This is a genomic window from Aliikangiella marina (assembly GCF_007004765.1).
GTDB classification, from domain to species: domain Bacteria; phylum Pseudomonadota; class Gammaproteobacteria; order Enterobacterales; family Kangiellaceae; genus Aliikangiella; species Aliikangiella marina.
On sequence record NZ_VIKR01000001.1, the window covers coordinates 928843 to 952823 of the forward strand.

Annotated in this window: 21 protein-coding genes and 1 tRNA gene; 14 read left to right on the forward strand and 8 right to left on the reverse strand. The window is 43.5% G+C overall.

Translation table 11 applies throughout. The features are described 5' to 3' along the window. The first annotated feature begins 104 nt into the window (after positions 1–104). A tRNA-Glu gene (locus tag FLL45_RS04110) sits at positions 105–180 on the forward strand. Between the two features lie 251 nt (positions 181–431). Next, positions 432–989, forward strand: a complete 558-nt coding sequence (locus FLL45_RS04115) for a nitroreductase family protein (RefSeq protein WP_246075757.1) — start codon at positions 432–434, stop codon at positions 987–989. A 25-nt stretch (positions 990–1014) separates the two neighbouring features. Here the strand turns inward: FLL45_RS04115 and asnS are convergent, their stop codons facing one another. Further along, positions 1015–2418 carry an asparagine--tRNA ligase gene (gene asnS / locus FLL45_RS04120; RefSeq protein WP_142888503.1) on the reverse strand — a complete coding sequence of 468 codons (1404 nt, stop codon included), beginning with the start codon at positions 2416–2418 and terminating at the stop codon, positions 1015–1017. 246 nt (positions 2419–2664) lie between these two features. Here asnS and FLL45_RS04125 point away from each other — a divergent pair, with 246 nt between their 5' ends. After that, on the forward strand, positions 2665–3135 hold the full coding sequence (locus tag FLL45_RS04125) for a GAF domain-containing protein (RefSeq protein WP_185964319.1): 471 nt from the start codon (positions 2665–2667) through the stop codon (positions 3133–3135). A gap of 65 nt (positions 3136–3200) precedes the next feature. Here FLL45_RS04125 and FLL45_RS04130 read toward each other — a convergent pair whose 3' ends face one another. Beyond that, a complete protein-coding gene (locus FLL45_RS04130) occupies positions 3201–4292 on the reverse strand; it encodes a tryptophan 2,3-dioxygenase family protein (protein WP_142888504.1) in 1092 nt (363 codons plus the stop codon). A gap of 510 nt (positions 4293–4802) precedes the next feature. Here FLL45_RS04130 and FLL45_RS04135 point away from each other — a divergent pair. After that, positions 4803–5816: an XrtA/PEP-CTERM system-associated ATPase gene (locus tag FLL45_RS04135; RefSeq protein ID WP_142888505.1), complete on the forward strand. Its 1014-nt coding sequence runs from the start codon at positions 4803–4805 to the stop codon at positions 5814–5816. Between the two features lie 99 nt (positions 5817–5915). On the opposite strand, the gene gltA is transcribed toward FLL45_RS04135, so the two are convergent. Then, on the reverse strand, positions 5916–7205 hold the full coding sequence (gltA, locus tag FLL45_RS04140) for a citrate synthase (protein ID WP_142888506.1): 1290 nt from the start codon (positions 7203–7205) through the stop codon (positions 5916–5918). 497 nt (positions 7206–7702) lie between these two features. Here gltA and sdhC point away from each other — a divergent pair, with 497 nt between their 5' ends. The 8 genes from sdhC (at position 7703) to FLL45_RS04180 (ending at position 14393) form a co-directional block, all read left to right on the forward strand. Next, on the forward strand, positions 7703–8074 hold the full coding sequence (gene sdhC / locus FLL45_RS04145) for a succinate dehydrogenase, cytochrome b556 subunit (protein ID WP_142888507.1): 372 nt from the start codon (positions 7703–7705) through the stop codon (positions 8072–8074). Then, entirely contained in the window at positions 8068–8415 is a 348-nt protein-coding gene (gene sdhD, locus FLL45_RS04150) for a succinate dehydrogenase, hydrophobic membrane anchor protein (RefSeq protein ID WP_142888508.1), read from the forward strand. Before sdhC ends, sdhD begins: the two co-directional genes overlap by 7 nt. Beyond that, positions 8416–10179, forward strand: coding sequence for a succinate dehydrogenase flavoprotein subunit (gene sdhA / locus FLL45_RS04155; RefSeq protein WP_142888509.1), 1764 nt, complete (start codon positions 8416–8418; stop codon positions 10177–10179). Between the two features lie 17 nt (positions 10180–10196). After that, positions 10197–10898, forward strand: a complete 702-nt coding sequence (locus FLL45_RS04160) for a succinate dehydrogenase iron-sulfur subunit (protein ID WP_281282190.1) — start codon at positions 10197–10199, stop codon at positions 10896–10898. 270 nt (positions 10899–11168) lie between these two features. Next, positions 11169–12335, forward strand: a complete 1167-nt coding sequence (gene sucC / locus FLL45_RS04165; protein ID WP_142888511.1) for an ADP-forming succinate--CoA ligase subunit beta — start codon at positions 11169–11171, stop codon at positions 12333–12335. Then, positions 12336–13208, forward strand: coding sequence for a succinate--CoA ligase subunit alpha (gene sucD / locus FLL45_RS04170; RefSeq protein ID WP_142888512.1), 873 nt, complete (start codon positions 12336–12338; stop codon positions 13206–13208). A gap of 205 nt (positions 13209–13413) precedes the next feature. Next, positions 13414–14022: a GNAT family N-acetyltransferase gene (locus FLL45_RS04175; RefSeq protein ID WP_142888513.1), complete on the forward strand. Its 609-nt coding sequence runs from the start codon at positions 13414–13416 to the stop codon at positions 14020–14022. Positions 14023–14081: 59 nt separating this feature from the next. Beyond that, complete coding sequence (locus FLL45_RS04180) at positions 14082–14393, forward strand: chorismate mutase (RefSeq protein WP_142888514.1); 312 nt, start codon at positions 14082–14084, stop codon at positions 14391–14393. Between the two features lie 16 nt (positions 14394–14409). On the opposite strand, the gene FLL45_RS04185 is transcribed toward FLL45_RS04180, so the two are convergent. The 3 genes from FLL45_RS04185 to mutS form a co-directional block, all read right to left on the reverse strand. Then, a complete protein-coding gene (locus tag FLL45_RS04185; protein ID WP_142888515.1) occupies positions 14410–15630 on the reverse strand; it encodes a cation:proton antiporter in 1221 nt (406 codons plus the stop codon). 173 nt (positions 15631–15803) lie between these two features. Beyond that, positions 15804–16127: a ferredoxin FdxA gene (fdxA, locus tag FLL45_RS04190; RefSeq protein ID WP_142888516.1), complete on the reverse strand. Its 324-nt coding sequence runs from the start codon at positions 16125–16127 to the stop codon at positions 15804–15806. A gap of 97 nt (positions 16128–16224) precedes the next feature. Then, the gene (gene mutS / locus FLL45_RS04195) at positions 16225–18798 is read right to left on the reverse strand and encodes a DNA mismatch repair protein MutS (RefSeq protein WP_342778724.1); all 2574 of its coding nucleotides are present in this window, start codon (positions 18796–18798) and stop codon (positions 16225–16227) included. A gap of 110 nt (positions 18799–18908) precedes the next feature. Here mutS and FLL45_RS04200 point away from each other — a divergent pair, with 110 nt between their 5' ends. Further along, complete coding sequence (locus FLL45_RS04200; RefSeq protein WP_142888517.1) at positions 18909–19385, forward strand: CinA family protein; 477 nt, start codon at positions 18909–18911, stop codon at positions 19383–19385. Between the two features lie 90 nt (positions 19386–19475). Then, positions 19476–20039, forward strand: coding sequence for a lipid-binding SYLF domain-containing protein (locus FLL45_RS04205; RefSeq protein ID WP_142888518.1), 564 nt, complete (start codon positions 19476–19478; stop codon positions 20037–20039). Between the two features lie 548 nt (positions 20040–20587). On the opposite strand, the gene FLL45_RS04210 is transcribed toward FLL45_RS04205, so the two are convergent. Together FLL45_RS04210 and FLL45_RS04215 are read right to left on the reverse strand one after the other, a co-directional pair. Continuing rightward, positions 20588–21562 carry a transposase gene (locus FLL45_RS04210; RefSeq protein ID WP_142888519.1) on the reverse strand — a complete coding sequence of 325 codons (975 nt, stop codon included), beginning with the start codon at positions 21560–21562 and terminating at the stop codon, positions 20588–20590. Positions 21563–21825: 263 nt separating this feature from the next. After that, the gene (locus FLL45_RS04215; RefSeq protein WP_142888520.1) at positions 21826–23679 is read right to left on the reverse strand and encodes a S8 family peptidase; all 1854 of its coding nucleotides are present in this window, start codon (positions 23677–23679) and stop codon (positions 21826–21828) included. Positions 23680–23981 lie beyond the last annotated feature (302 nt).

The window sequence follows — 23981 nt, forward strand, 5'->3', positions numbered from 1 at the left end:
TTATTAAAAAAAATAAAAATAGACTTTGACAATCTGAACAAGCCTCTATAGAATGGCGCGCTCTTGAGGGAGCAGTTACTAAAATCTCCTCAAGAAAGTTCTTAGTCCCCTTCGTCTAGAGGCCTAGGACACCGCCCTTTCACGGCGGTAACAGGGGTTCGAATCCCCTAGGGGACGCCATATTGAAAACCCAGCTTTTTAGCTGGGTTTTTTTATTGTCTGTCATTAATGAAATTATTCTTCGCAAAATCAGCAAGTGTAATATTACGTGTTATTACGTAATTTCTGCATGGAAACTAAACCTTGTTTTCAACAGTTGAATTTATTTCGCACATTCCTGTCACTAAGATTGGCAGTTAGGTAAAAGCTTGTTAGCATCGCAATTACTCAACCGCCCTAATTGAAACACTTAACCTCAAAGAAGCGATATTATGTCTAAGCCAATTGATATGCTCTTAAGTCGTAAGTCTCACAATAAACTCGTCGCACCTGCGCCAATTGACGAGCAGCTTGAAGTGATGTTTCGGGCAGCACTCCGCGCCCCAGACCATGCTTTACTAAAACCTTGGCGATATCGAGTATTTGAAGGCGAAGCGTTACATGAGCTTGCTACTCATATGGTGACCGCTGCTGCCCACGATGACCCAGAAATTAGTGAAGATAAATTAGCTAAGCTAAAAACCAAACCCTTTAGGGCACCCATGGTGATAGTGGCTTCTGTGGTTATCCAAGAGCACCCCAAAGTACCGGAAATCGAGCAAATCTTATCGGGTGGGGCGAGCGTGCAAAATTTGCTAATGGCTGCTCATTTTCAAGGAGTTGGTGCCATGTGGCGAACTGGGAGTTTAGCCTTCAGTCAAAAAATGATGGATTTGTTGGGCTTTGAAGACAAAGAGACTTTAATCGGATTCGTTTATTTAGGGACCGAGGAAGGGGATAAGCGACAAGCGCGTATTTCAGAAATTGAGGAGCATGTAACCCGGATCTGATTGATCCGGGTTTCATGCTCTCGTGCTAAAACTCGGCTGTACCAGCGGCACGCGGGAATGGAATCACATCACGGATGTTTTTCATTCCGGTTGCATAAAGAACCGCACGTTCAAATCCAAGACCAAAGCCTGAGTGTGGCACTGTACCGTAGCGTCGCAAGTCACGGTACCACCAATAGTTTTCCTTTGGCAGTCCCATTTCGTCAATACGCGAATCTAAGATATCCAAGCGCTCTTCACGCTGGCTGCCACCGATGATCTCACCAATGCCCGGCGCTAAAACATCCATAGCCGCAACGGTTTTGCCATCGTCATTCATGCGCATATAGAAAGCTTTGATATCTTTCGGATAGTTCATCAAGACAATCGGCTTGCCAACTTTTTCTTCGGCTAAGTAACGTTCATGCTCAGATTGCAGATCAGTACCCCATTCAACCGGGAACTCAAATTTCTTGCCACTGTTTTGCAGAATCTTAACCGCCTCAGTGTAATCCATGCGCTCGAACTCGCTATTCACAACACCCTCTAATCGTTCTATAACTGTCTTATCGATGCGCTGATTAAAGAAGGCTAGATCGTCGCCACGTTCATCGAGCACCGCTTTGAAAATATATTTGAGCATGTCTTCTGCTAGATCAGCATTTTGTGCCAAATCAGCGAATGCGATTTCTGGTTCTACCATCCAGAATTCAGCTAGATGTCGACTAGTATTTGAGTTCTCTGCTCGGAAAGTCGGTCCAAAGGTATACACCTTACTCATCGCTGAGACATAAGTTTCAACATTCAGCTGACCTGAAACGGTTAAAAACGCTTCTTTGCCGAAAAAGTCTTGTGAATAGTCGACTTCACCTTTGTCAGTCATCGGCATATGGGTTTGATCTAAGGTACTGACACGGAACATTTCTCCTGCACCTTCGCAATCACTGGCAGTAATTAAAGGCGTGTGAATCCAGTAGAATTGACGCTCATGCATAAAACGATGAATGGCTTGTGCGAGACAGTTTTGCACCCGAGTGACTGCGCCAATTGCATTGGTTCTAGGACGCAGGTGGGCGACGGTTCTTAAAAACTCCATCGTGTGGGGTTTTGGCTGAATCGGGTAACTCGCCGGGTCATCTACCAAACCAAGCACTTCAATCGCTGTTGCTTGAACCTCGAACGATTGACCTTTGCCTTGGCTGGCAACCAATTTGCCTTCGACGGCCATTGAGGCGCCAGTAGTCGCCTGTAGAATTTCAGAATTATAATTATCAAGCTCTGCAGGGGCGATTATTTGAATTGGATCAAAGCATGAGCCGTCGTGCAAATTAATGAACGAAAAGCCAGCTTTAGAGTCTTTGCGGGTTCTCACCCAGCCTTTGACGGTGACGGTTGTGTCAGCGTCCACTTTACCTGCAAGTAGGTCGGAAATAGACCAGTGCTTACTCATTGTGTTACTCCATTTTGGTTTTCTTGAGCTGATAATTTTCAGGACGGCAATCTTAACCCTGAATAAGCCTGAACTCCAGCTTAAATCAGCCGAAACAAGCGGAATGAGGGCTTTGCCATACGAATCCCAGTAATCTGGGGGAGTTATATAAGTAAACTTTATATGGAGATGCTGAAAAACAATTTAAAGTCCTGATGATTTTGGCTTAAACTGCGGCCCAAATACCGAGAAATTTAGAGCATCGTTTTGAGTAATAAAACAGACTTTTATCAATCGTTGGACAAGCAATTAGCTGCGTTGTTAACTGGGAATCGCAATGCGATTACTAATCTGAGTCAGTTTAGTGCGTTTTTAAATATGCACCTTGAGGATATTAACTGGGCGGGATTTTATTTAAACCAGCAGGATGAGGAATTATTACTCGGTCCATTCCAGGGAAAAGTTGCCTGTACCAATATTCCCTTCGGTAAAGGTGTCTGTGGAACTTCCGCCAGCGAACGGGCAACCCTTGTGGTTGAAGATGTTGATCAATTTGATGGACATATTGCGTGCGATGCAGCGTCACGTTCAGAGGTCGTTTGTCCGATAGTGGTCGAAGAGCGATTAATAGGTGTACTAGATATTGACAGCCCCAGCCTCAAACGTTTCGATAATGAAGACGCAAAAGGCTTAGAAAAATTAGTAGACACTTTGATTACTGCCACCGATTTCGATTAATAGATAGGTTGGCTAGAAGCCAACCTAAGCCTAGCACCTAGCACTTAGTACTTAATTTATAGCTCTTACTCTGATCTCAACCCCATCGCTTTTTTCAGCGACTCGGGTAAAGCGGGTAATGAAGAACGCGGGATTAAGAAGGTTGATAAATTAAACAGGTCTTTAAAAAAACGGTTATTTTGGGTCGTTTGACGCAGATAATCGTGGCCTGAACTTCCGCCGGTGCCGATTTTTGTTCCGAGCATGCGATGGACCATTACCGTATGTCGATAGCGCCATTGGGTAAACTCTTCGTCAATGTCGATTAATTTTTCCAACAATAGGTACGGCTGTTGAAACGCGGGCTCATCTCGATAAAGGTTGATAAAAATGGCGCCCATCAGGGCTTTTTGACTCATTCTAAATTGCCCATCTTTAGTCAGGTGGTCAAAGGTTTCGTTATCAAACACTGCTTCAAAAGTTTGTTTGGTTTTCTCTAAGTCTTTCTTTTGAAATTCGCGGTCTTTCTCTGATAAATATTCAACACCTTCAATGATCTCGAGATCATGTTGCAGCATTTCCGATACAGCAGTTTTATAGGCTTCAACAAATGAAAAGTTTGCTTGATCGAGGAAGGGCATTCTCTCTAACCATTCCTGAAGCCGGTCAAATAAACTGGGCTGTCCTTCTAAGTTCATCAAATGTTCGCGATCTTGGTCGTTGAGCCGGTTATAGAATGACTTTTTATCAAAGTTAATTCGATACTCCATTTTTAGGCCGAGCAAGATTTCAATCTCTTTAAACTGAATACTTTGAAAGCCACTCGCAGGCACTAAATAATCTCGAAAGTCCAGAAAGTCGAGCGGGGTCATGGTTTCCAATATACCGATCTGTTGGTTGAGGAGCTTTTGGATCTCGTTGATCCGGTTTAACCGCTGAATTATTTTTCCATAATTATTGGCATCAAGATTCGGTTGATGAAAGGCGCTGAGGACAGAATTTAGCTCGTGGAGTATTTGTTTAAACCAAAGCTCATAAGCTTGATGAACGATAATAAACAACATTTCGTCATGCGCTTCATGCGCTTGGTATTGGCCGCTAACAGGGTGTTGACTGTCAAGGAACTTATCGAGTTGTAGGTATTCACCATAGTAACAGGGCGATGTGTTTTTCTGCATAGCGCACATATTGTTCGGATCCTTAGATTGGCAAGATGATGCATTTGTTATACAAACTTCAAATTTGAAGGCATTCTAACACCCTTATAATCCTGCCTCTAGTAGCCAAAAGCAGTTACTTTAGCATTTGCTGATAAACCTTAAGCGGTCATTAAACCGTCAATTATTCAATGAAAAATGAGTACTACTTAAAAAATATAGCAATTATCAATATTGGGGTGTTTCAGCCAGTGAATTGCAGGTTATAATGGTAGTCGTTTATTATGGAAGACGAAATTCTTAATTAGGTTACTTGTTAGTAGATTCCGGTTTTGTGTTTTGCACGTCGGAAATCGTACCATGGAATGTCATTAACGGAATTAGGTAAGCTGGATCTAATCGTTAGCAATAACCTATAAATAAACAATAGTTTAAAAACAAAAGTTAGAATGTAGTTTCGTAGTTGACTGGCTATTGAAGACAGTGACTTGATAGCAGTTTCTATTAAGAACAGAATAACAAGGAAAAGGAATGTACGAATCATATTACAAGCTTTCAGGGAAGCCTTTCCAATTAGCCCCGGACCCATTTTTCTTTTTCGGTAGTAGCACCCATAAACGAGCACTGGCTTATCTAAAATACGGTTTATCCCAAGGAGAAGGATTCATCGTAGTAACCGGTGATGTTGGAACCGGTAAAAGTACCTTGGTTCGTACTTTGTTTGGCTCTTTAGAGGGTAAAGACGATGTGGTTGCCGCTGAATTAGTTAATACTCAGTTGGATTCTACTGAAATTTTAAGAATGGTTGCAGCGACTTTTGGGCTCGCTCACAAAGAGAACGAAAAGTCGTCAATTCTTAAAAATCTCGAAAACTTTTTCATCGCTCGCTGTAAAGAAGGTAAGCGGTGTATGCTGGTTATCGATGAAGCACAAAATTTACCTTTTGATACGATAGAAGAGTTGCGGATGTTGTCAAACCTCTATCATGACGGTAAAACGCTTTTACAAATCTTCTTGTTAGGACAGTCCGAATTCCGAGAGCACTTGCGAGATCCGGCGCTAGAGCAAGTCCGTCAGCGAGTTACGGCCTCTTATCATTTGGCGCATTTAGATGTTGAGGAAACCCAGGCATATATTGAGCATCGATTGAGAAAAGTCGACTGGGATAATCATCCGAGCTTTACAGCTGAATCGTTTCAATTGATTTACGATTACACTGAAGGCGTTCCGCGCCGCATTAACACCACATGCGATAGGTTATTACTTTACGGATTTCTTGAAGAAAAAGAGCGAATTGATGGTGAAATTGTCAAAATCGTTACTGCAGAAATCACCCAGGAAAATGACGCGGGTAAAGAAGCTGCGGCAAAATCAAAAGTGCCATTAAAAGTTGTCGAAACGCAATTGCCTTCAGATGCGTCTGCAATGGATATCCGTATTCATCAATTAGAAAAAGAGATGCAAGAACTAAAAGACAAATTTCGTAAAGAGCGAGAGTTTATGCGGAAAATCGTTCAGATATCGTTAAACTTCGATGATGATTAGCGACGAGTCCGAAATCAAATCAGGCTCAAGTTAACCAAAGCTTCAACAAAAAAGGCGCATTCAATGCGCCTTTTTTCGTTATCCATCTAAGCGTTGTGATCAACGTTGCTCAATTGGCTTAACCGGACGCTCACTTTCGCCAGTGTATAGCTGACGTGGACGACCAATTTTTTGCGTTGGCTCGGCAATCATTTCAGACCATTGCGCGACCCAGCCGACAGTTCTTGCTAGCGCAAAAATAACCGTAAACATATTAGTCGGTATACCGATCGCTTGAAGTATGATACCAGAATAGAAATCAACATTTGGATAGAGCTTCTTTTCGACAAAATAAGGGTCTTCAAGAGCAATTTTCTCAAGCTCCATAGCGACTTTTAAGATAGGGTCATCAGCCTTGCCAGTTGCACTGAGTACTTCATGAGCCGATTCACGCATGACTTTAGCGCGTGGATCAAAGTTTTTATAAACTCGGTGACCGAAGCCCATTAAACGGAATGGGTCGCTCTTGTCTTTCGCTTTTGAGATGAACTCAGGGATACGGCTGACGTCGCCGATTTCGTTGAGCATGCGCAAACAAGCTTCATTGGCACCACCATGTGCTGGTCCCCACAAGGATGCGATACCGGCTGCAATACAAGCGAACGGGTTAGCACCTGATGAACCGGCTAAACGGACGGTTGAAGTCGAACAGTTTTGTTCATGATCAGCATGCAATGTGAAGATACGATCCATCGCTTTAACGAGCACCGGATCTGGCTTGTCATCATGAGAAGGCATGCTAAACATTTGATGAAGGAAGTTTTCAGCGTAAGACATCTCATTTCTAGGATATACAAAAGGATGCCCCATCGAATAGCGATAACACATCGCCGCGATAGTCGGTACTTTCGCGATGAGTCGAGTCGCACTTCTTTCACGATGTTCCGGGTTATTAATATCTAAAGAGTCATGGTAGAACGCTGATAGTGCCCCAACAACACCAACCATAATGGCCATGGGGTGAGCGTCTCGTCTGAACCCACGGAAGAAGGTTGCTAATTGCTCGTGAACCATTGTGTGGTTGTTGATTTTGTCGACAAATTCAGTTTTTTGCGCCGCGTTTGGTAATTCACCGTTTAGTAGAAGGTAAGATACTTCCATGAAGTCACATTGGTCGGCTAGCTGGTCAATTGGGTACCCGCGGTATAAGAGAATACCCTTGCCACCATCGATATAAGTGATCTTTGATTCGCAGGAAGCGGTGGACATAAAACCTGGATCGTAGGTAAATACGCCGCTTTTTACGAGTTGTGTTACGTCGATAACATCGTTGCCTTCACTCGGTGAATACATTGGCAAGTCGAGGTTGTCTCCGCTTGGTAAGGTTAGCTTAGCGGACTTATCCGTCATGTTTTTAGCTCCCGTTTGTTTACAAGTTACCTGCAGTTTGTAACGACTTATACGCAAAAGCCGTCATTAAAGTTCGTTTTGTTTATTTTTATTAGAGCGCGCTACTATAAGGACTGAAAAATTTTTGTCAATTTAAAGTACCTATTGGACACATATAACTGAACATAAATTAGGCATCTATGATTTCGGTCATGTTGGGCCTTAATTCATTTGTAATCAGCCGGTTAGCCTTATATAATTCGCTCCCGGTGGGGTTGGCCTTTCAGCGGCAATTTAGAGCCGAGAGCTTCCTGACGCAGCTGAGTTTATAAAAAGCGCTAAAAAGCTGAGTTATACGCAAATGTCGTACTGATTATGTACCGATAATGCTTGATATTATAAATAAAGTATAACGCGTAGGGAGCAGCCGACTGATAAAGTTTAGCAGAATCTCAAATATCTGCGTAAAATTAAGTCAACACTCTTTCAATTTCAGATAACTGAGAAGAATCGGAATCGTGAACAAAAATAGACCAGTAAATCTTAATCTGGCGGCATTCAGTTTTCCTGTAACTTCGATTTCATCAATCGTACATCGAATTACTGGCGTGCTGCTATTCCTTTCCATTCCATTTTGCCTTTGGGCTCTCGATCAGAGTCTAACGCCAGACGGGTTCGTCAAAGTCAAAGCCGTGCTTTCAGGTGTATTTGCCAAGATAATTTTGTGGGCGATACTCTCGATGTTGGCTTATCACATCATTGCAGGTGTACGTCATTTACTGATGGACGCTGGTATCGGTGAAACCCTTGAGGGCGGACGAGCTGGCGCCTATGCGGTGATCGTTTTAGGTGTAGTCGTAGCAGCTTTAATAGGAGTATGGATATGGTAGCGTCAGCAACGAGTTTAGGCCGAAGCGGTCTTCACGACTGGATCATCCAGCGAGTAACCGCGGTTGTCTTGGCAGGCTATGTTATTTACTTAACTGCGTTTATCGTTTCAGCGGGCGGTTTAACCTTTGCGGTCTGGCAAACACTTTTTGCCCAGCTTTGGTTTAAGATTTTTTCGCTTTTAGCGGTCGCTTCGCTATGTTTTCACGCCTGGATCGGCATGTGGATCGTAACAACAGACTACATTAAGCCAACCGGTATGAGGATGATTGTTCAAGTGTTAATTATTTTAGCCTGTTTCGCGTTCTTAATTTGGGGCGCTCAAATTTTGTGGAGTGTTTAAATGAGCGTACCAGTATATAACTACGATGCAGTAATCGTTGGTGGTGGTGGCGCTGGTATGCGTGCCTCACTTCAATTAGCACAATCGGGTCAAAAAGTGGCCCTGATTTCAAAAGTTTTTCCAACTCGCTCGCACACTGTGTCGGCACAGGGTGGTATTACCGTTGCGTTAGGGAACTCGCACGACGACGATTGGCGCTGGCACATGTACGACACGGTCAAGGGCTCAGATTACATTGGTGATCAGGACGCGATTGAATATATGTGTCAAAACGGTCCCGATGCAATTTTAGAACTTGAGCATATGGGATTACCATTTTCTCGCTTCGATAATGGAAAAATCTATCAACGTCCTTTTGGCGGACAGTCAAAAGAATTTGGTGGCGAACAAGCCGCGCGAACCGCTGCTGCTGCGGACAGAACAGGACACGCGTTATTACATACGCTTTACCAGCAAAACTTAGCTGCCAAGACTCAGTTCTTCAACGAATGGTATGCCTTAGATCTTATCATGAATGATCAAGGCCAGTGTTGCGGTGTCGTCGCAATGTCAATCGAGTCAGGCGAAGTCGCTTTGTTTAAGTCGCGAGTGACTGTTTTTGCGACTGGTGGTGCGGGGCGCATTTACGCGTCAACGACTAACGCATTGATCAACTCAGGCGACGGAGTTGGTATGGGCGTTCGTGCTGGATTACCACTTCAAGATATGGAGATGTGGCAATTCCATCCAACGGGTATTTATGGTGCAGGAACGCTGGTAACTGAGGGTTGCCGAGGTGAGGGTGGATACTTAATCAACAAAGACGGCGAACGTTTCATGGAACGTTACGCACCAAATGCCAAGGATTTGGCTGGTCGAGACGTTGTTGCACGCTCAATGACGAAGGAAATTCTCGAAGGTCGAGGCTGTGGACCAAACGGTGACCACGTCATGTTGAAGCTTGACCACTTAGGAGCAGAAACGCTTAACGCGAAGTTACCTGGGGTTTGTGAGTTGTCTAAAACCTTTGCTCACGTTGACCCGGTTGATGCACCAATTCCAGTGGTACCGACTTGTCACTACATGATGGGCGGACTACCAACCAATAAATATGGACAAGTAATTGGCAAACGTGCGGGACAAGATGAATATATCGTCGATGGCTTGTATGCTGTAGGTGAGATAGCGTGTGTGTCAGTTCATGGGGCAAATCGCCTTGGCGGAAACTCGCTGCTTGACTTGGTTGTCTTTGGTCGCGCCGCTGGAATGCACTTAGAAAAAGCGCTTAAAGAAGGGATGCCGCAAAGCGAATACACTCCAGAAAACGTTGATGAGTCGATGGCTCGCTACAATCGCTGGGAAGCAAGCGAGAAGGGTGAAGACCCGGTTGCGATTAAAGCAGACATGCAACGAATCATGCAGAATTGCTTCGGAGTATTTAGAACCGGTGAGTTAATGGAAAAAGGCATGGTTGAGTTAGACGAAGTCGCTGAACGTTTAAAGAATGCGACTTTGGCTGATAAATCAAAAGCCTTTAACACCGCTCGTGTCGAGTGTTTAGAGCTAGAAAACTTAATGGCGACTGCTCGCGCAACGGCAAAAGCAGCGAATTTCAGAACTGAGAGTCGTGGGGCTCACAGTCGAGAAGATTATCTGGATCGAGATGACCAAAACTGGTTGGTTCATTCACTCTATTATCCTGAAACTGACGAGATGGATAAGCGTGATGTCAACATGACGCCAGAAACGGTTGAAGCTTTCCCGCCAAAAGAAAGAACTTACTAGGGTAGTAAAAGATGAAGATTAAATTTTCGATATATCGATACAATCCTGAAACCGATAAGAAGCCTCGCATGCAAGATTACGATCTTGAAGTAGAGGAAGGTTCAGACATGATGGTTCTCGAGGCTTTAATTAAGCTTAAGGAGCAGGATCCAACCCTGACTTTCCGTCGTAGTTGTCGTGAGGGAGTCTGCGGATCTGATGGCGTAAACATGAATGGTAAAAACGGCCTAGCTTGTATTACACCATTGTCTGCTGTTAAGGGGAGTAAAATCACCATCCGTCCGTTACCTGGTTTACCAGTTATCCGCGACCTAGTGGTCGATATGGCGCAGTTCTATCGTCAATATGAAAAGGTACGTCCTTACTTGATCAATAATGAAGAGCCGCCTGCGCGAGAAAGACTGCAGTCGCCAGAAGATCGAGCGAAATTAGATGGACTTTACGAGTGTATCCTGTGTGCCTGTTGTAGCACGGCTTGTCCTTCATTCTGGTGGAACCCAGACAAATTTGTCGGTCCATCGGGTCTATTGCAAGCCTATCGCTTCTTGATTGATAGCCGAGATACCGAGACCGATTCAAGACTGTCTGATTTAGATGATGCTTACAGTGTGTTCCGCTGCCGCGGAATTATGAACTGTGTTAGTGTTTGTCCGAAAGGACTAAACCCAACACAAGCGATTGGTCATATTCGCTCGATGCTATTGCAAAAGGGTGTTTAGACAGCAAAAATTCAAAAATAGTCTATTATTGAAACATATAAATCGTAACAACAGCTTTTAACGATAAGTTAAGAGCTGTTTTTCGTTGGGGCGACGAAACAGTAATGTTCTTCAGGGAGACTTTTTGGTTATCAATTCGTCTAAACCGCCCGTTGAATGCTAGAAAACCAATGGTTTACATTCTATAATACGCGCGTTTTTTGGCGGGTCTCGACACAACCCCGGCAAAGCTCTATTAACTTTTAAATTAACCTAAGTGGAAAATTAATCATGAATCTACATGAGTATCAGGGTAAGCAATTATTCCGTGAATACGGCTTACCAGTTTCAAACGGAATCGCAGTCGATTCACCCAAAGCTGCATTTGAAGCAGCCGGTCAAATTGGTGGTGATAAATGGGTCGTTAAAGCGCAGGTGCACGCTGGTGGCCGCGGTAAAGCGGGCGGTGTAAAATTAGTCGACACTAAAGAAGAAGTTAAAGAGTTTGCCAAGCAATGGTTGGGTAAAAACTTGGTCACCTACCAAACTGACGAGAATGGCCAGCCAGTTTCTAAAATTTTGGTAGAAGATTGTACTGATATCGACCAAGAATTATATCTCGGTGCGGTCGTTGATCGTTCAACTCGTCGCGTTGTATTTATGGCATCGACGGAAGGTGGTGTTGAAATCGAAAAAGTTGCCGAAGAAACACCTGAAAAAATTCATAAAGCGATCGTTGATCCGCTTGTTGGCGCACAGCCTTACCAAGGGCGTGAGCTTGCATTTAAGATGGGGTTGGAAGGTAAAAACGTTAAGCAATTTACCCATATTTTTATGCAGCTGTCCAAATTGTTCCACGACTTAGATTTAGCGCTTCTTGAAATCAATCCATTGGTAATTACCACTGCTGGTGATTTGCATTGTTTAGATTCAAAAATCAATATTGATGGCAACGCGGTTTATCGCCACGCTCAGTTACGTGACATGCACGATCCGAGTCAAGAAGATGAACGCGAGGCGCATGCTGCATCATTTGACTTAAACTACGTAGCGCTAGATGGCAACATTGGCTGTATGGTGAACGGTGCTGGCCTTGCAATGGGAACCATGGATATTGTTAATCTACATGGCGGCTCTCCTGCTAACTTCCTTGATGTTGGTGGTGGCGCGACTAAAGAGCGTGTTGTCGAAGCATTTAAAATCATTTTGACTGACGATAATGTTAAAGCCGTTCTTGTTAATATCTTCGGCGGAATCGTGCGCTGTGATTTAATCGCAGAAGGTATCATCGGTGCGGTTGAAGAAGTCGGTGTTGAAGTTCCGGTTGTTGTGCGCCTTGAAGGTAACAACGCTGAAAAAGGTCAGCAAGTTTTAGCTGATAGTGGTTTGAATATTATTGCTGCGACTGGTTTAGCAGATGCTGCGCAAAAAGTTGTTGCTGCAGCGGAGGGCAAGTAAATGAGCGTTTTAATCGATAAAAATACAAAAGTTATCTGCCAGGGCTTCACTGGCTCACAAGGTACTTTCCACTCTGAGCAAGCGATCGAGTACGGCACCCAAATGGTGGGAGGCGTTACTCCAGGTAAAGGTGGTCAAACTCACTTAGGTTTACCTGTTTTCAATACTGTTGCTGAAGCGGTTGAAGCGACGGGTGCTGATGCTTCGGTTATTTATGTTCCTGCACCATTTTGTAAGGACTCTATCCTTGAAGCTGCAAACGCTGGAATCAAGTTAATCGTTTGTATCACTGAAGGTATTCCGACACTGGATATGCTTGACGCGAAAGTAAAATGCGATGAGCTAGGTGTGCGTTTAATCGGGCCTAACTGTCCCGGCGTTATCACTCCGGGTGAGTGTAAAATCGGTATCATGCCAGGCCATATCCATTTGCCAGGTAAAGTTGGAATCGTTTCTCGTTCAGGAACCCTGACTTATGAAGCGGTCAAGCAAACGACAGACACTGGTTTTGGTCAATCGACATGTGTTGGTATCGGTGGGGATCCAATTCCCGGAACAAATTTCATCGATGTACTTGAAATGTTCCAAAATGACCCGGCGACAGAAGCAATCGTAATGATTGGTGAAATTGGTGGTACTGCTGAGGAAGAAGCTGCTGCTTACATTAAAGAAAATGTAACCAAGCCGGTTGTTTCATACATCGCAGGGGTAACTGCTCCTCCTGGAAAGCGTATGGGTCATGCGGGTGCGATCATTTCTGGCGGTAAAGGTACTGCAGATGAAAAGTTTGCGGCGCTAGAAGATGCTGGTGTGAAAACTGTTCGTAGTTTGGCTGACATCGGTAGTGCGCTGAAAGAAGTTACTGGTTGGTAAGTTTTTTCAAGATACGAAAAAGCCGGCTTTATGCCGGCTTTTTTATTGCCAACATAAAACCACGTTGTGAAGACGTGGTCATTTCTGGTCGGCTGCGACTATCAACGGCGAGCCTTGATGTAAGTTCGGGATGACAGCTGACGATCAGAAAGCGTAGAATAAGCTAAACGGTTTACTTAATTTTTAAATTTGTAAGAAACAAAAAATGAGCACAGCAAATTTCAAAGTAGAGTCTGTAACTTTAATAGGTACACATGTCGAATTAGTTCCTCTCGAAAAAAAACATCGAACCGAATTGTTAAAAGCAGCAGCTGACGGAGAACTTTGGAACTTGTGGTATACCAGTGTACCGAGTGAGGATTCCGTTGACGATTATATTGAGGCTGCTATCCTACAACGAGAAGCGAAGAGTCAGCTGCCTTTCGTTGTGATAGAAAAATCATCCGGTAGAGTCGTCGGCTGCACTCGTTTTTGCAATATTGATCATACGAATACCCGCTTGGAAATTGGTTATACGTTTTATGCTCAGTCGGTTCAGCGTAGTGCGGTCAATTCAGAAACTAAATTATTGTTATTAACGTATGCCTTCGAATCTTTAGGCTGTATCGCAGTAGAGTTTCGAACGAATTGGTTTAACTATGCGTCGAGAAATGCCATTGCTCGGTTAGGTGCAAAACAAGATGGCGTATTAAGAAACCACGTGATAATGCCTGATGGATCCTATAGAGATACGGTGGTTTTTTCAATTTTAAATACCGAGTGGTCTGGTGTAAAAACAAACTTAAAATTCAAATTAAGTCAGCATGCGAGCTGAAACATTTGTCGATCGATAACGATTTAGTAACACCTATTTAATTCAGCAGAGAAAGTTTCATGAAAGAGCCGGAAGCAAACAATACTCATTCAGATTTAGATGAGTTAAGAAAAGCAATCGATCGGATTGATGAAAAGTTGATTAATTTGTTAACCCAACGTTCAAATTGCGTCGAAAAAATTGCTGAAATCAAGTGTCATTCAAAAGTATCAATATACGATAGTGAAAGAGAAAACAAAATTCTTCAAGCGGTAACTGAAAATAATCCGACTAAATACCAATCAGTCGATATGGCTAATATTTTTCACGCGATCTTAAGGGCAGGGCTTAATCAACAATTGCTCTATCGATCAGAACACATCGATGATTAGCTTGGTGGTATCGGTATTAAATTGAAGAACCATATATTCTTTTAAGTAAGATAGGCGTGACTAAAGTTGTGATCACCGCCATTAAGACGATGGCTGAAAAAACGTTATCGACGACTAAGCTGTCTGCGCCATTATCGAACAATCCAGCGGTGAGGGCGATATCAGCTATAACTAATTCAACTGCGCCTCTAGCACTCATTCCAGCGCCCACTGCTGCAGACTCTTTGTTGTTTAACCCCGCGATCTTAGCAGCGATTCCTGCCCCAAGAAATTTGCCAACAAAGGCCAAAACGATTAGTACTGCTAAAAATAATGGAATGGCGCTCACTGCAGATAAATCTAAGTTAAGGCCGATAGACGCGAAAAAAATAGGTGCCAAGAAACCATAGGTCATTGCAGAGGTCGCATTTTTAACTTCAAAGTAAGCCTTTTCATCAATGGTTTTGCGACCGAAAAATAACCCCGCCATAAACGCACCGACAATAAAATGTAAGTCGAAAAACTCGGCGAGAACCGCAAAAAATAACGCGCCGATCAATAACGCGCTCATCTCAAATTCTTTTTCTTTGAAGTTGCGCATAAATTTACCACCTAACGGAAAGATGATTAGACCGATGAAAGTAGTAATTGCGAAAAAACCAAATATATTTAAGAGCAGATCGGTTAATGAAAAATGGTTGGCAGGATCGATACTAATGAGCGCTGTTAACCAGGTTAGCAGAATGAGACTGAGAACATCGTCGAAGACTGCTGCGGAGACAATCACCTGTCCAGAACGCGAATCGAGTTGATTGAGATCCATCAGAATTCTAACCGAGGCTGGGACAGCGGTTACTGCAAGGGCAGTTCCCAAAAAAATACATTGCGCAAAAAAATGATGAGATTCAGGTAGAAAAACATAGCCTAAACCAACGCCTAGAGCGAATGGAATGACCATTCCGGCGACGGCAACTGAAAAGGCACTTTTTGAATATCGAACCAGGTGGCTGGGTCGCAATTCAAGTCCTGCATAGAGCATAATGAAAAACATCCCGAGGTCGGTTATGGTTTGGAAAACAGGACTTTCATTGAGATGAGTGAATTCAGGATACGATTCTAGGTAGTTAGCAGCAATCGCGCCAAGTGCGATTCCAGCAATCAGTTCACCAACCAGTGCTGGTTGGTCGAGTCTTTCGGCTATTTCTCCAAATGCTCTGGTTGTGACTAGGAGTACTAGCAGGATAAAGAAAAGTTCCACGGATTTTTTATTCTCTTTTTACGTCAGAAGCGCAGTGTAAATTGAGAATAGTCAGATGCAATGTCCGGTGCAAGTCAGTTGTATGTTTGTGATAATTTAAAAGAAACAAACCTGATTTGCATCAAATCAGGCTTGTTTTATGTGGTTATCAGGTAACTGGAAGGGAGCTGAGATTATTTTTCCAAATGCTCAATTTTGTTTTTAACGCCATCCCATTTTTCGGCATCGGGTAGTGGGTCTTTTTTCTCAGTGATGTTTTCCCATTTTTGAGCCAACTCAGCGTTAAGTTCAACAAAATGCTTTTGATCTGCTGGTAGGTCATCTTCTTCAAATATCGCCTCAGCCGGGCATTCAGGTTCGCAAAGTGCGCAATCGATACATTCGTCTGGATCGATAACCAGAAAATTGGGACCCTCATAAAAGCAATCGACTGGACAGACTTCAACGCAGTCGGTGTATTTACACATAATACAATTGTCGGTTACAACAAATGCCATTGATAACTCCTGAAAGTATCTTTCTCTATAAATCGGGCGTATTTTAACGAATTAAATTCATAGGGTGAATCGAATTTGTTGGTTATTTATCAGAATTTTATACGTTTTTAGTCAGTTTATAGAGCAGATCAAGTGCTTGTTTAGGGGTTAGCTCGTCAGTATTAACCGATTCTAAAAGCTTAATGCGCGGGTCGACTGATTTAAATGCGTGATGAAGTTCAGCATTCGTTGTGTCCTCGTTGTCACTGATAGACGCTCTGTGATGTCCACCTTGCTCTAAATGGATTTGATAGTCCTTGGCCGCCTGAATGACGTTTTGCGGCACTCCAGCAAGCTTAGCAACGTGTATCCCATAACTTTTACTGGTTGGCCCAGGATGAATCTGGTGGTCGAGAATCAAATTTTCACCATGCTGAATTGCGCCAAAGTGAAGGTTTCTAATCTGTGGGTTAGCTTGACTGATTTGTGTCAACTCAAAATAGTGGGTTGCAAATAAAGTCAGCGGATTGATTTTATTGGTCAAATGATCAAGTGTTGCCCAAGCTAGTGCCAAGCCATCGTAGGTGCTGGTCCCTCGGCCGATTTCATCTAAAATAACTAGGCTGCGATCGGTCGCATTATTTAATATATTTGCAGTTTCACTCATTTCAACCATAAAAGTTGAACGACCGCCCGATAAATCATCACTGGCTCCAATTCGAGTATAAATCGCGTCTATTAATCCGATATTTGCTTCCGCGGCCGGGACAAAACTTCCACAATGAGCGAGTAGACAAATGATCGCTGTCATTCGCATGTAAGTCGATTTACCGCCCATATTGGGCCCTGTGATGATTAGGCTCTTTTGGTTTGACTCAATGTGAACGTCATTCGCGATAAAAGGATCTTGCTGAAATGCTTCAACAACAGGGTGACGACCTCCAGAAATGGCTAAGCCTTGTTCCTGTAACAACGTCGGTCTGGTGTAGTCGGCGACTAGCGCCATTTCTGCGAAACTTTGCAACACATCGAGTTGAGAAATTTCGCCTGCGGTAAACTGGAGCTCTGGTACCTGTGGTTGTAATTGTTCGATTAGCGCCTGGTAAAGCTGTTTTTCTAGCGCCAGCGCCTTGGCCTGGCTTGATAATACTTTCTCTTCAAGTGTTTTTAATTCGGGCGTGATAAAGCGCTCAGCATTTTTTAGCGTTTGGCGACGAGTGTAAGACACCGGTGCGCTTTCTGATTGCGCTTTTGATATTTCGATATAAAACCCATGGACCTTGTTATAACCAACTTTTAAGGTTGATATTCCGGTTGCTTCGCGTTCTCGTTCTTCCATATCCGCAAGTAAATCGCTTGCGTTATTTGAGAGATATCTGAGCTCATCCAGCTCTTCACTATATCCATCTCGGATCACGTTTCCATCACGCAGTACAACCGGCGGATTATCAAAAATTGCGCGTGCCAATAACTCATGGATATCTTGATGCAGTGGCATCTTTTCCGCCAGCTCAAATAGTAAAGGGGATCCTTGGTTTTTAAGCCAATTTGTTAAGTCTGGCAAAACTGCAAGACTCTCTCTTAAACCCGTCAAATCTCTTGGTCTTGCTGAGTTAAGTGCTATCCGCGTGAGCGTTCGCTGTATATCCCTGACGGGTTTTAGAATTTCACGTAAGGTATCTAAGTCTTGGGTATTCACTAGCTCGGTGACCACGTCTAATCGAGCTTGAATTTCAGCTTGGTTAACCAACGGTGCATGCAGCCAGCTTTTCAACAGACGAGTGCCCATTGCGGTTTTGGTTTTGTTAATCACATTAAATAGTGATTTGTCCGCTTCGCCGAATAGGTTTTCGGTGATTTCCAAATGTTTACGCGAATGCGAGTTTAAGTGCAGGATTTGCCGATTATCAAATGGCTTAAGTCGCGTCAGGTGGGCAAGGAGACTTTGTTGAGTTAATTTTGCGTAGTTCAGTGCTGCACCGGCTGCACAAATTGCGGCGGGCATGTCGTCACAACCATACCCATCGAGGTTTTTAACCTTAAAATGTTTAAGCAAAGCAGTATAATTTTGTTGATAGTCGAACTGCCAGTCTTCCTGAAGTTTTGTGATGTAGTTAAGCTTTGTTAACTTCTCACAAAAATCTCCATCAGCTAAGGTTTCTGCCGGTTTAAGGCGCGATAGTTCGCTAAAAAGCAGCGCTTCACTTGAAAATTGATTGCAATAGAATTGGCCGCCGGCGAGGTCTATCCAGGCGAGCCCATAGTCGTTGTTATTACTTTTAGATTTATGTTGATAGACTGCCGCTAAAAGGTTTTCTGAGTCGGCTTCAAGTAAGCTATCTTCGCTGAGAGTACCAGGAGTGATGACACGCACAACTTTTCGTTCAACCGGACCTTTGCTAGTGGCCGGATCGCCAACTTGCTCACAGATTGCAACGGATTTACCTTGTTTGACCAAACGCGCTAGATAATTATCAACTGCATGGTAAGGGACGCCCGCCATCGGAATTGGGTCGCCATTGCTCTTTCCGCGGTGAGTAAGCGTAATACCGAGCCAATCTGCGGCTTTGTGAGCGTCTTCATAGAAGAGTTCGTAGAAATCTCCCATTCTATAAAACAGCAGGATGTCTGGATGTTGTTCTTTTATTTCCAGATATTGCCTCATCATGGGCGTATGAGTTGTTGTATTCAAAATGTCCCTAAATTTCTTATTCTTCGACTATCATGATCAGAGCTGAAGATTTTACTAGATTTAACCATTAAACCAAATAAAATTGTCACAAACAAAGAAGGCAGCGCGTGATGCAAAAAATAGTTTCTCAACTCTCGGTTAGGTTGATTTTTAAGCAGTTAAAGGTTGCTACTGTAGAATCCTGTACAGGCGGTTTTATTGGTAAAGCTTTAACGGATCAAGCAGGGAGCTCTCAATGGTTTGCGGGCGGATTGATCACCTATACGAATGAAAGCAAAACTCAGCTAGCGGATGTAGCACCTGATTTAATCGAGAAATATGGTGCGGTATCTTTAGAGGTCGCTGATGCTATGGCGCGGGGTGCGCAAAGACACTTTCCTGGTTGTGTTAGTGTTGCTGTGACAGGCGTTGCGGGTCCCGATGGTGGAACCCCGGATAAGCCCGTGGGCACAGTTTGTATTGCGACATGTTTAAACGGTCGGGTCAATGCGAAGAAGTTTCTCTTTGAAGGTAATCGTGAACAAGTCAGAGAATCGACGGTTGATCAAGCCTTAGAAATGGTATTGGCGGACATAGAGAAAAAATAGCCTATAATCATGTGATAGTCGGGTTTAGGCCAAAATGGTGCTAGCCCATAGGGAAGTAGTAATTATTAACAAGAATAAGAGGAAAGGGTGATGCAACAAATTCGTTGGGTTTTATTGGTAGTAAGCGTTATGTTGGTTTCTGGTTGTCAAACCATGCAAGGATCGAATCCTGCTCAGAAGCGACAATCGGTGCAAGATATGCGTGAAGAAGTTTTGACGGAGTTATTTAAATTAAAACCGGACACGCGTGGTCAGCTCCAAGGCTCAAAAGGGTATGCTGTGTTCAGCAATGTGAACGTGAATGTGATTTTTGCGAGCTTTGGCGGTGGCTACGGGGTTGCAAAGAATATGGCGACTGGAAAATACACTTACATGAAAATGGGAGAAGTCGGACTTGGACTTGGCGCTGGCGTAAAAGATTTTAGAGCTGTTTTTGTATTCCACACCAATGAAGCGTATAACCGATTTATCACCAAAGGTTGGGCGTTTGGCGGACAGGCAGATGCTGCAGCCAAAGCAAGTGATAAGGGAGCAGCAGTTGCCGGTGAAGCAATCGTTGATGATGTCACTATCTATCAGCTAACCAAAAGTGGGCTGGCGTTGCAAGCAACCTTAAAAGGTACGAAGTATTGGAAAGATGATGAGCTGAACTAATAAAATTGTCATTCCGTCTGTTTTTCTAAATAAGCAGGCGGAAGCTCTCATTTCCCTCAAAAGCTCTACCCGCAACGTCTCCTTATTCTAGACAGTCACAATTTTATTTCCTCAATTAAGACAGCCACTAATAGGTTTAGTGCCCGCAAAGTTTTGTGTTGTTAACGCATCTGCTATCCGTATTCAGATAATCGAATGGTTGTCATCATGATGTTGCTGAATATCAGTCTTTGACAATCCTAAAGGCGAAATACTACCTGCCACTTTCTCTTCTAGTGTCAGAATTTCATCGATATTAGCTTATTCTAGACAGTCACAATTTTATTGCCTCAATTAAGACAGCCACTAATAGGTTTAGTGCCCGCAAAGTTTTGTGTTGTTAACGCATCTGCTATCCGTATTCAGATAATCGAATGGTTGTCACCATGATGTTGCTGAATATCGGTCTTTGACAATCCTAAAGGCGAAATACTATCTGCCACTTTCTCTTCTAGTGTCAGAATTTCATCGATATTAGCGCATGAATCATTTAGGTGGTTGCGAGATATTTAGGTGGTTGTGAGATACAAAGCTCGAATGTTCGATATCCCTTTAAGCCATTTAAGTTTGAGCCTTTCAGTGTATGCGCGAATCAGGTCAAGTGGCCCAACAGCTCGATAGAAATTACGCTCGTAGTGATTCACTTGATTAAGCCAGCTCGCTTGGTTGATATTCAGTTGTTGCAAAATCGGCAATAACCGAGAGGGGAGATGGGCTTTATTGGGATGGATAATTGTCTTACCGGTCCACTCAACCAGCTCGATATAATCCTTTAGCGGTATGACCATGGTTCTCTCGCGAACTTTGCCGGCGAGTGATTCGAGTGCTTTGTTTAATTTTGCTTCGCTTATCGAGTTTAACCGAGACTGGATACTGGTATAGTCCGAGGTTTCAAGGCTATCCGTTAAACCTGCCCGAACCGGATTGAGGTCGACATAAGCCATACAGGTCAATGCAGCGGCCTCATCGAGTAACGCTTGCGAGGTGAATCGAGACTCCCAAAAATGTCCTTTCACACAGTCTTCTTGATTACTTCGTTTAGCAATCGGCTCATTAATGCATCGCATTAGCCATGATATTGACCCGAGACGGTGTCGATATTCTGCCAATAGCGCTTTATCATCGGCAATTGCCTGTAATCTGAGCGCTCGTTGATGTTTAAGTTGAGGATTATTGAGTTTACCGGGAAAGAGTCGTAGCCAGCGATCAGCAACCTCTAAATCGGTCCATTGGCATGGTCCTAATGGATTTGAATAAACTACTAGGTGATAGTGATTATGCATAACGGCATAGCTATAGACTTCGATGGCGAAAATCTCGGCGAGTTGTACGATTCGTTGTTCAATCCATGCCCGGCGGTGCTCAAAGGAAATCCCTGTCGCTTCATCTACTCCACATAAGAAAGCACGGCGAACACAGCGTGACATCAAGTGGTAATACCCCGCATTTTCCGAGTCAATCTGTTCACTACGTTTAATAGCCATACTCACTACCTTGTTGAACTGAAACCGATTATGAAGGGGATGTAATTGGAAAAACAGGCGAGTTAAACGCACAACGATATAGGAGATTGTCAGAGGATGGCGTGAGTGATTGTCGATATTGTGACTGTCAGTTAGTTAGTGTCAAATAGTTAGTGTCGTGACTGTCTGTTAGTTAGGGTCAGACGAAAAAAAATACCGCCCGAATGGGCGGTATTTAAAAAGATTAAGCTTTTAGTTAAAACTTAATAATCAACCACACTCACTTAAGGTGTAGCAGTAACATTTAGAGTCACACCAGACGCCGCAGAATAACCGCGGATGTCAATGTGCCATGTACCTGCTTGTGGGTTGTTGAAACTACAAGTTTCATTGTTACCATTTCTGTATGGACGACAATCATAGTTAGAAGTGCTTGATTGTGAACCGAAGTTAACATACAAGTCTGCATCACCTGATCCACCAGAGATACTCACAGTAAGGTTTGAGTAACCTGCTGCTAAATCAAGGGTGTAACGTTGCCACGCACGACGTGCAACAGAAATGTTAGAGATGGTTTCGTTGATTGGCTCAAGACCACCACCGCCACCACCACCTGGTGCAGTATAGCTACCAGTTAGGGTAACACCTGAGAAGGTAGAGTAAGCTTTCACGCGAACATAGTAAGTTCCGCCAGATTGAGTACCTGTACAAGTTTCGTTGTTACCATTTCTGTATGGACGACAGTCATAAGTCGAATCAGTCGGTGCTGAACCGAAACGCGTGTATAGGTCTGCATCACCAGAACCACCACTAATAGTGAAGGTAATATCAGTTGCACCTGATGGTACTTCCATGGTGTAAACAATATCGTTACCTTGAGATGCAGCAAGACCAGTTACTGGAACGCCATTCTCCAATGAGTCACCGCCTGGTGGTGGTGGAGGTGGAGGAGGTGTAGAGTCAAATAGGCTGTAAAGTAACAAGTTAGGTGAACCAGAACCTACGCTTGATATTTTGCCAGTAGACGCTGTACTCTCAATTGCATTTTTAACTTGCGCTGGAGAAGCAGAAGGATTTGCAGCTAAGTAAAGCGCAGCAACACCTGCAACGTGTGGCGAAGCCATTGACGTACCACTGATAGTGTTTGTCGCACTGTTACTGGTATACCAAGCCGCAGTGATGCTTGAACCAGGTGCGAAAACGTCAACACAACTTCCGAAATTTGAGAAGGAAGAACGTGAATCAGAGCTAGTTGTAGAACCAACAGTAATCGCGTTGGAGACGCGAGCTGGAGAGTAGTTACAAGCGTTTGCGTTATCGTTACCAGCGGCAACCGCATAGGTAACACCTGCGTTGATAGAAGCATTAACCGCATTATCAAGTGCAGAAGAAGCGCCACCACCTAAACTCATGTTAGCAACAGCAGGAGAGATGTGATTGTTAGTAACCCACTCAACACCGTCGATAACACCCGCGTTAGTACCTGAGCCAGAGCAGCTTAATACTCTTACGCCATGTACTGTTGCGCCTTTCGCTACACCGTAAACGGTACCAGCAACAGTTCCTGCTACGTGAGTACCGTGACCGTTACAATCATTAGGATCGTTGTCGTTGTCTACGGTATCAATACCATTACCCATGCGTCCACTGAACTCGTTGTGAGAGGTGCGAACACCGGTATCGATGATGTAAACGTGAACGTTTGAAGCATCAGTATTGTAAGTGTAAGTTGTGTCTCTTGGTAAATCGCGTTGATCGATTCTGTCGAGACCCCAAGTTGCATTGTTTTGTGTCGCATTAGCAAAAACATATCGGTTAGGTTCAACCAATTTAACAGAAGGGTGGCTAGCCATCTTCTGTGCTTGTTTTTCGCTCATTTTTACCGCAAAGCCTTTAATAGCAGTTTGGTAAACTTTAAATACATCAGATGATGTCGCGCCGTAACTCCGTGCAAGTGATTGAGCAGTGCTGTGAGCGTTAACTTGAGCACCGAGTGCACTGACCGGATGTAGCTGAACGATGTACTCGCCAGGAACCTCCAAACCAGTTACTTGCGTGTCAAACTTTTCAACCGCAAAAGCCATTTGCGGTGTCAGTAAGACTGCACTTAGAGTAATTATTCTTTTAAAGAATTTCATACCTATTTAGCCTCCTAAAACTAGTAGTATTTTTTTGGTATAGATTAAACCTTAACCGACATCTGGCATTGCACCGACAACAATTGGTTAAAGCTGGAAGCAATTGAGACTACAAAGAAAAAACATTCTTCAAATGCTTTGCCTAAAATCTCAGGTTCTAGGTAGAAATAAACTGTCTGTCATTTGCTACGACATTGGGTAAGCGTTATTAGAATCAATTGATCGAAATCAAATTTTATTTTGTTGCTTGTTATAATATGCAAATGTGTGTTGTTAAATTTTCTTTTCAATTTATTAAAACG

Bases quoted from the DNA above. Each gene is read 5' to 3' on its own strand.
- sdhD (WP_142888508.1), top strand. From the start codon at position 8,068: ATGGTAGCGTCAGCAACGAGTTTAGGCCGAAGCGGTCTTCACGACTGG.
- fdxA (WP_142888516.1), bottom strand. From the start codon at position 16,127: ATGGCATTTGTTGTAACCGACAATTGTATTATGTGTAAATACACCGAC.
- asnS (WP_142888503.1), bottom strand. From the start codon at position 2,418: ATGAGTAAGCACTGGTCTATTTCCGACCTACTTGCAGGTAAAGTGGAC.
- FLL45_RS04175 (WP_142888513.1), top strand. From the start codon at position 13,414: ATGAGCACAGCAAATTTCAAAGTAGAGTCTGTAACTTTAATAGGTACA.
- FLL45_RS04115 (WP_246075757.1), top strand. From the start codon at position 432: ATGTCTAAGCCAATTGATATGCTCTTAAGTCGTAAGTCTCACAATAAA.
- FLL45_RS04200 (WP_142888517.1), top strand. From the start codon at position 18,909: ATGCAAAAAATAGTTTCTCAACTCTCGGTTAGGTTGATTTTTAAGCAG.
- FLL45_RS04215 (WP_142888520.1), bottom strand. From the start codon at position 23,679: ATGAAATTCTTTAAAAGAATAATTACTCTAAGTGCAGTCTTACTGACA.
- sdhA (WP_142888509.1), top strand. From the start codon at position 8,416: ATGAGCGTACCAGTATATAACTACGATGCAGTAATCGTTGGTGGTGGT.
- FLL45_RS04180 (WP_142888514.1), top strand. From the start codon at position 14,082: ATGAAAGAGCCGGAAGCAAACAATACTCATTCAGATTTAGATGAGTTA.
- sucC (WP_142888511.1), top strand. From the start codon at position 11,169: ATGAATCTACATGAGTATCAGGGTAAGCAATTATTCCGTGAATACGGC.
- gltA (WP_142888506.1), bottom strand. From the start codon at position 7,205: ATGACGGATAAGTCCGCTAAGCTAACCTTACCAAGCGGAGACAACCTC.
- FLL45_RS04210 (WP_142888519.1), bottom strand. From the start codon at position 21,562: ATGGCTATTAAACGTAGTGAACAGATTGACTCGGAAAATGCGGGGTAT.
- FLL45_RS04135 (WP_142888505.1), top strand. From the start codon at position 4,803: ATGTACGAATCATATTACAAGCTTTCAGGGAAGCCTTTCCAATTAGCC.
- sucD (WP_142888512.1), top strand. From the start codon at position 12,336: ATGAGCGTTTTAATCGATAAAAATACAAAAGTTATCTGCCAGGGCTTC.
- FLL45_RS04130 (WP_142888504.1), bottom strand. From the start codon at position 4,292: ATGCAGAAAAACACATCGCCCTGTTACTATGGTGAATACCTACAACTC.
- FLL45_RS04205 (WP_142888518.1), top strand. From the start codon at position 19,476: ATGCAACAAATTCGTTGGGTTTTATTGGTAGTAAGCGTTATGTTGGTT.